Source organism: Streptomyces sp. NPDC089799, assembly GCF_040684755.1.
Lineage (GTDB): Bacteria > Actinomycetota > Actinomycetes > Streptomycetales > Streptomycetaceae > Streptomyces.
Map to the genome: position 1 here is coordinate 59710 of NZ_JBFBGR010000042.1, position 7693 is coordinate 67402.

General features: G+C 69.8%; 5 protein-coding genes and 1 pseudogene. 3 read left to right on the forward strand and 3 right to left on the reverse strand.

What is annotated here, in order from left to right; all coding sequences use genetic code 11:
- Positions 1 to 141: 141 nt before the first annotated feature.
- The gene (locus tag AB0O36_RS32235) at positions 142 to 927 is read right to left on the reverse strand and encodes a GntR family transcriptional regulator (protein ID WP_365116351.1); all 786 of its coding nucleotides are present in this window, start codon (positions 925 to 927) and stop codon (positions 142 to 144) included.
- A gap of 334 nt (positions 928 to 1261) precedes the next feature.
- Between AB0O36_RS32235 and AB0O36_RS32240 the strand changes: the two genes are divergently transcribed.
- The 3 genes and pseudogenes from AB0O36_RS32240 to AB0O36_RS32250 all read left to right on the forward strand — a co-directional run.
- Entirely contained in the window at positions 1262 to 1693 is a 432-nt protein-coding gene (locus AB0O36_RS32240) for a hypothetical protein (protein WP_365116353.1), read from the forward strand.
- A 432-nt stretch (positions 1694 to 2125) separates the two neighbouring features.
- Positions 2126 to 2638 carry a topology modulation protein gene (locus AB0O36_RS32245; RefSeq protein WP_365116356.1) on the forward strand — a complete coding sequence of 171 codons (513 nt, stop codon included), beginning with the start codon at positions 2126 to 2128 and terminating at the stop codon, positions 2636 to 2638.
- Between the two features lie 202 nt (positions 2639 to 2840).
- Positions 2841 to 2999 (forward strand): annotated as a pseudogene (locus tag AB0O36_RS32250) (class I SAM-dependent methyltransferase); the annotation flags it as partial.
- Positions 3000 to 3016: 17 nt separating this feature from the next.
- Here the strand turns inward: AB0O36_RS32250 and AB0O36_RS32255 are convergent.
- Positions 3017 to 4042 carry a ParB/RepB/Spo0J family partition protein gene (locus tag AB0O36_RS32255; protein WP_365116359.1) on the reverse strand — a complete coding sequence of 342 codons (1026 nt, stop codon included), beginning with the start codon at positions 4040 to 4042 and terminating at the stop codon, positions 3017 to 3019.
- Between the two features lie 227 nt (positions 4043 to 4269).
- The gene (locus tag AB0O36_RS32260) at positions 4270 to 7578 is read right to left on the reverse strand and encodes a LysM peptidoglycan-binding domain-containing protein (RefSeq protein WP_365116360.1); all 3309 of its coding nucleotides are present in this window, start codon (positions 7576 to 7578) and stop codon (positions 4270 to 4272) included.
- Positions 7579 to 7693: the final 115 nt, after the last annotated feature.

Genomic DNA, 7693 nt, shown 5'->3' on the forward strand with positions numbered 1-7693 from the left:
CGACCTCACCGGTGGGCTACCCAGCACCACTCACTTGCCATCACGGCTGGATAAACGTGAGACCAGTGACTCACCAGTGACTGACGGCAAAGACGGGGGCTCCAGGCAGCCGCCCTGATTTACCTGCCGGGGGAGAGAGTCTCACCGGCGGGCCGAGCGAGTTGGGTTTGTCAGAGGCAGTCCGTCGTAGACCAGTTCCAAACGGTCAGCTGCCCCCACGATGCGCACCAGCTCCAGCGGCCGGCCGTGGGCGTCGCGGGTTACCCGCTCGACGAGGATGACGGGGACATGGCTTCCCATCCCGAGGTCGGCTGCTTCCTCGGCTGTGGGGAGCCGGGCGTGGATGCGTTCCTCTGCCTCGGTCGGCTCAAGGCCGGTGGAGATCATGGCTGCCAGAGTGCCGCCCGTTACCTTGACTGGGCCGTCGAGTCCGGCTTGCTGTGCGAGATCGAGCGGGTACCAGGCTTCCTGGAGCTGTACCACCTCGTCATCCACAATTGCGTGGCGCCGGCGCCGGACGACCGGGGTGCCTGAGGGGACTCGGAGCGCCGCTGCGATGTCGGCTGGTGCCTCCACTGTTTCTGCCGCAGGCTCGGGGACTATCATGCGGCCGGCAAGTCCTTGCTCGGCAGTGGCTGTCTCCCAGGGCCCCATTGTGCCGCGGGGCTTCATGACCTTGGAGTATCGGGACAACGGGATGCGCACTACTCGTCTGTCACGAACTACGGTTCCGCCCCGCCGCCGCATGACGACGTAGCCGTCTGCCGCCAGCTCCGCGTACGCGCGCTGGACGGTAGTGATGCTCCCCTCGCCCGCTGCCACCATCGCGGACACGGTTGGGAGTCTCTCCCCTGGTTGGTAGTGGCCTGTGTCGATTTGTGCTTTCAGCTTATGGACCAGGGCTTCCCACTTCACGGCCATCTTCATCAGCCTCCTGTCGCAGTGTCAGTCAACCATAAATGTTCCGGAATACAAGTGTGTTCAGGTTGGTGGGAGAGAGGAGAGGACCCTGACACGATGGTCATCGGTGACCGCATGGCTGTCCGCGCGCTAAGCCAGCCTGGGCAGAGCCGCCAAGCCTGATGCCTGGTTTGGGCCATCGCGCCGTTGTCCCCTGCGGCCTTGCCAGATGAGGACCAGCGACCGCGAATCGATCTGAATTGCCACGTTCTGCGGGCAGCATGGACTCCTCTGTTCCAACTCCCCTGCGATCTGAAGTCGATACCGTTGTCCCACTTGATCGACTGGGGAGGCCGAACCGATGAATGTCTTACGGATCGACATCGACAGCAGCACGGCTCTGCTCTCATGGCCCGACGATGAACCCGAGCGGCGCCTGCTGATCCAGGGCGAAGTCGGGAGCCCTCTGGATACGGGGGTCTATCACCGGCAGGCTGTCATGCACGTGCACGGCGACGGGGAACGGGAACGATTGCCGCTGAACCATGCAGCGTGGACGCTTGCCTGCTCGTGGCGGCGGTTGGAGCTGCCTTATGGCCTGTACGGCATCATCGTGATCACTGGCCCCAACCTGCAGGGCTTGGACCCGGCCCTGGTTGCCGAAGCCCAGGCTGTGTGCGGGGCCGTGGCCGATGTTCGGGCTTTGTGGCTGGATCGGCCGCCGGTCGGTGAGGGCCCGGCTCGTGCTGAACTCCTGGCCGCTGCCCGGCACGCGATGGTCGGCCTGCGCTGAGATGGCCTCGGGCGGATGCAGGATCCCACCGGCTCCTGCATCCCGAGATCAAACCCCGGCTGTACTTGCCTGGGATACGGGGCTCTTGCCGGCGAGGACCAGAGTGATGGTGCCCCTCGGTGGCATCGTCCAGCGTGATGTCGTACGTCCGCGCCATCTACTGAACGCGGCAACAGCCGTGCGGACTGCAGCTGTGTTCCGGCCGCCCACTCGATGGCAGCAGGTCCCAGGTAACCGGCGCCTGCTCTGTCTCGGCATCGTGGCCGAGCACAGCTGACCGGAACGGCGGTCGAGGTTGATGAGGCTCTCGGGCCTTCAAGGAGTCTCATCAAGGTCGACTGGGCAGTCACACGCGACTGCGTCGTCGGCCTCCAGAGCGGACAATGGAAACCTCACCCACCACACGACCCGGAATCGGTAGCGGCACCCCACATGCGACTCGCCCTCATCGGCTGCGGCGGCAGCGGCAAGACGTACCTGTCCAAGCAGCTGGCCCAGCACATGAACGCGCCCCTCACGCACCTCGACGCGGTGTACTACGACGACGAGTGGAACACCCTCGACAGGGACAAGTTCGCCGCGGTCCAGGAGGAGCTCGTCCGGGCGCCTTCCTGGGTGATCGAGGGGAACTACGCCGGGACGCTCCCGATCCGGCTCCGCGCAGCGGACACCGTGATCTTCCTGGACATCCCGCCCACGGTCTGCCTGTGGGGGATCGCCCAGCGACGCCTGCGCTACGGCGGCGGCCAGAACGACGCCACCGGCGTGTACGACCGGATCACCTGGAACTTCATCAAGTACGTCTGGGGCTACCGCAGGACCATGGCGCCCCGCGTCCGGGAATTGATCAAGGAACACGCCACCGGCGCCACCGTGCACACGGTCACCAGCCGCCGTCAGGCCCGCGCCCTCCTCGCGCACCTCACCGCCGCCCAGCCCGTCTGACCCACCGCGCCTCCACCGGCGGTGCCGGCCGTGGGTGACACCTCCGCCTTCCTCGACCAGCACCTCATCACCGGCTCCCTGTACGCGGGCGAGCAGTGTCTCGCATCCCGCACCGGTGCCCTCATGTCCGCGAAGACCAGCGGACGCCCCGCAGCCGCCGTGATCGCCTCCCACGCGAGCGGCACGCCCCGGCACCGGCACGGTCCTGGACATCGGCTGCGGGCGCGGAGCATCCACCCTCGCCCGTGCCCTGCCCCATGTCAGGGTCTGCGCCATCGACGCCTCCGCCGCCCTGCTCCACGCCACCCGCGTCCGGCTCCGCCCCCACGGCCTGCCCGCGCACACCGGCATCGGGGAGTGAGCTGGTCGCGCGCTGGGTTAGGTCCAGTTTTGGCGGTTTCCTTCGGCGAGTTTGATGGTGAGCTGGACGACGCGCTGGGGTGTCATGTGTGTGCGGATCTGTTGGATGACTGCGTCGATGTCGTCCCAGAGAAGGGTGTTCTGCGTGAGGGTGGCTGGCCTGCTTGCGTCTGGGGGAGTGTGCAGGCCGGGGGTGGCCTTTTGGGATGTAGGCGTGTCCGGTGCCGTCATTACGCCGTAATGGTCGGGAGGCGGGCCCGCGGCCGCGGTGGTGGAGGCCTTCGTTGCTCCAGGCGCCGTAGCGGCCGGGGCTGTGGGGGGAACCCGCCTCTTGGCGGCTTTCTGCCTTTTCAGCTGCTCCAGGTGTGCGACCTGTTCCTCGGGTTTCTTGTTGCCGACACGGCGGAGCAGTTCCGCCGGCTCTTGCCCGGAGAGGAGTTTCTCTTGGAGTTCGGGTGTCAGGCGCAGGAGGGCGAGGCGTTGTGAGACCCAGCCCTGGGAGCGGTGCAGCCGGGCGGCGAGTGCGTCTTGTGTGCCGGTGGCCTGGAGCAGCTGCTGCAGGGCTCGGGCTTCGTCCAGCGGATCGAGGTCTTGCCGGTGGATGTTGGCGACGAGGGCCGACTGGAGGATCTCGTCGGGGGTGCTGCCCAGTTCCTCGTCGATCATGACTTTGATTTCGTCGAGACCTGCTTCCCGTGCTGCCGCCAGCCGGGAGTTCCCTTCGATGGCGACATACTCTGTCCCGTCCTCAAGCTCCTGGGCCTGGTCGGGGTGGGCTTGGAGGTAGGAGGAGCGAGACATGACCGTGATGGCCTGCTTCTGTCCGTGGTCGCGGAGACTGGCGGCAAGGCTGCCCAGGCCACTGAGGGAACTGCGTGGGTTGGCCGGGTTGAGGCTGATGACGTCCACGGGCAGCTTCAGCGGAGGCAGCGCCCCGCTCGCTGCGGGGTTGGCCGCCGTGTTGATGGCCTGATGGCTGGCACCGGCCGTCTGGACGCGCGCGAATGCCGCGCCCGTTCCTGGTTCGGATGTCTTGCTGCTCATGGGATCTCCCGTGCGAGTGGGTGCAGCGCAAGGGTCTGCTATGGGCACTGAGGTGTGTGGCAGGGGCTGCTTAGCCCGTGCCGTCTTTGTCTGCTGGTTCACGACTCTGGTGGCCTCGGCGAGATGGGGGACGGCTCTGGCCGGCCCGCACGCCTCAGGCGTGATGCAGTGACGCGAAGGTGCGCTCTGCGCCGGCGGGGCGTGGTCGGCAGCCGCAGGATGTCTGTTCATACCCGGGCTGGTGGCCTCATCGGAGCTGTGCTGGAGAGGGCCTGGGTGATGGTGTCTTCGGTGGTGTCGTCCAGGGTGATGTCGTAGGTGCGTGCCATCTGATGGACGCGGGCGACGACTCGGCGGACTGCGGCTGTGTTTCCGGTGGCCCATTCGATGGTGAGGAGGTCGCGGTAGAGGACTTCGGAGGTCTCTTCGACGTCCAGGCCCTGTTCGATGGTGCGGCGGGCGGCGTCGAGGTCGAGCAGGTCGCCGTGGGTGTGCCAGCGTGCGAGGGTGTGGGCGATGTCGGTGATCCGGGAGATCATGTCCTGGACGGCAGGGTCGGCCCAGGGCGGGGTGCGGCCGGCGAAGGGCTTGCCTCGTACCAGTGCCATGGCCGCTTCCAGGTCGCGGATCCCGGCGGCGGGGCCTGCAGCCAGACCCGCGGTGGCGAGATCCTGGAAGTGGTCCCAGTCCGAGGCGACGGCACGGTGGAGTTTGTAGCCGGTGCCGGCTTTGGGGCGGGGGAGGAGCGGCTGGCCGTCGGTGTGCAGGCCCAGCAGGTTACGCAGTTCGGAGAGGCGTGATTGCAGGGTGCGGGTGTTCCAGGGGTTGACGGGGTCCATGGACTTGCACAGGTAGTCGCTGGTGCGTCCGGGCCGCAGGTGGATGAGCGCGGCAAGGGCAGCGGAACGCGGGTTGTGCGCGGTGCTGTTCCCGCCCCGGATCCGCAGCGGCCCCAGCATCTCGATGCGCACCGCCGCACCCTGCGACTCGTCGGTGTCCTGCCCGGGCAGCGGTGCGGGTGCGGGCTCCGGAGGCGGGTTCCCCGCGGGCTTGGGCTCCGGCGTGGTGTCGTCCTGCTGTCCTGCTCCGGGCTGGGCGGCATCGGCTTCGGTGCCGCCGTCCGCGTCCGTGGGTGTGCCGGGAGGGTTGGGAGGCGGCGCGGGCGTGGGGGCGGGGATACGTCCGGTGAGCAGGGCGGGGAAGGGGTTGCCGGGGTCCAGGGCTCCGCTGCCGGCCGAGCGGACGGTCAGCGGGGTGCCGCTTCCTGCCGCACGGCCGTGGTCTTCGGCCCTCTCCCACGGCTCTTCGGCGGGTTCGGGGTCGCGGGTGGATTCCTGGAGGGCGTGGACGTACTGCCGGTACTGCTCGTCGGTGATGCGCTGCAGCTCTACCACCGTCTGCAGCACGCCGACGGCGGCCTGCTGGCCGTGGGCGGTGCTGACGATTTCGGCGTGAGGGAAGGCACGGCGGGCGGCCGCGCTGGCAGCCAGCACCACACCCGCATCCAGCATCCGCCCAGCGGCGAGAGCGTCGGCCAGCTGTACCAGGTGCTCCTCCTCCATCTCCCCGGCGCCGACGGCCAGCCACGGCAGGACCTGCTCGCCGCTCTGGTGTCCTTCCAGCATCAGCTCGCCGAGGTCGGCGGCCACGGACGGCAGGTGGGGCATGCTCCGGATCCGGCCCTGGGGCAGCAGACCGGCAAGCCGTGCGCCGAGCCCGGTGGTGAGGATCTCGCTGTAGTCGGTCCACGCGCACGTGCCCAGCTCCAGGGCGATGGCCCGAGCCACCTCCAGCACCTCCTCAGGGGTGCCGTCCAGGAGCAGGACCCGGCAGGTCATGAGGTCGATCAGGACCAGGGCGTCGGCGTCCGCGCCCAGGGTGACCAGCCCGGGGTAAGGGGCCTGGACATCGGCAAGCTGCTCCGCGGAGAGCACCCCGGCTTCCTTGGCGAGTGTCCACACCCGCGGGGACGGCCCCGCCGTGAACGGCTCGATGACGGGCTGCGCGGGTTCGTCCAGCATCAGGGTCACCTCGTGGCCGTCAAGGCGCGCGCCGCGTAGTACGGGCAGGGTGTGGCCGCCGACGGCGGCGTGATGGGCGAGGGTACGCAGCACACGGTCTAGCAGCTCGATACCGGCGGGCTCCGACGTCGCGGCCAGTACCTGCTCCAGCTGCGTGGGCTCCTCATCTTGGGCGATGGTCTGCCCGGCGCGGCGTTCGCGCTGCTGCAGGATCCGGCGGACACCGAGCGCGGAGGCCAGGGACGCGGCGAGCAGCGCCCCGATCCCGGCGACCAGCGCCGTGTTCATCTCGTCGCTGGCCGCGGTCTCCTGGGCCCGGTGTACGGCGGACGGTGTCGCCTGCGGGACCTGGGCTGCCGGTGCGGAGGGCGAGGCGGCGGTGGGGGCGGAGGGCGCGCTGCTCGGGGGCGTAGGGGCTGATGAGGTCGGTGCTGGTGCCGGCGTGAGGGCCGGTGCGGTTGTCGACGGCGCCGGGACGGGCTTCGCCTCGGGCTCTGGGGCTGGGTTGGTCGGGGCGGGGCGGGCCTTGTCCTGGGGCCCGGTGGTCTGCTGGGGGAGGGTGAGTTGCTGGCCGGGCTGGATCAGATCGGGGTCGGTGAACTGCCCGCCGCCGGGCAGCGAACTGCCCTTGTTCAGGGCGAAGATCTCCCCGTACCGGTCGGCGCTGCCCAGCTTCTCCGCGGCGATTCCGGAGAGGCTGTCGCCGTCCTCCACGGTGTATGTCACCGCGGCCGTGGCCTCCTGCGCGGTCGGCCGGTCCGGCCGGGCGTCGGGCTGGGGCCGGGCGTCGTCGGGTAGGTGGAGGATCCATCCGGGCCGGATGGGCCGGTCGGTGTGGAAGGTGGTGCCGTCGGCCATGGTCCGGCCCTCGTTCAGGGCGGCGATGTCGCCCCACCGGCTGCCGTCGCCCAGTCGTGTCTCCGCGATCGACCACAGGCTCTCGGCGGGCTTGGCATCCCGGACCGTGTGCGTCACCGCCGCCTTGCCGGCGGCTGCGGGGGTGGCAGCCTGGCCGGTAGCGGCGCGGGAGGCCTGCGGGTTGCCGGGAACGGCGCTGGCCGTGGCGGTGGTGGGGGCGGCGGCGTGCGCGGGGGTGGCGGGGGTGGCGGCGAGGGCGGTTCCGGCCGGCAGGGCCAGCAGCACCGCCCCGACCAGGGAGGCCGCGGCCCGCTGCCCGACCAGTCCGCGGATTTGCGGGGCGGCGCGGCCGCGGAGCTGCGCGGGGATCTCGACCAGGACCGCGCATGCGAACAGGCCCCAGCCGATCCAGCCCGCCACGGCGAGGGCGAGGAGGAACACCTGCCCTGAGTCGTCGGTGGACAGCAGCGCGGAGAGGGCGGCCAGTCCGGGCGGGCCGACCAGGGTGGTCGCCCACCACAGCAGGGCCGGGAGTCCGGCCAGCAGCGCGATCAGGACGGTGAGGCTGGCCAGGCCGCGCACCACGGCGGCCGCGGTCGCGGCCGGGCCACGCCCGGTGCGGGCTGCTTTCTTCGCGGCCGGCTTGGTGTTCGGCATGAGCGGGTCCTTCTCGATCGGGGGCCTATTCGGGGGCGGTGACGCCGTGCAGCAGCCGGGCGGAGCCGTGTCCGGACACGCTCAGGGAGCCGATCCCGGCGGCAGCCAGGAACGT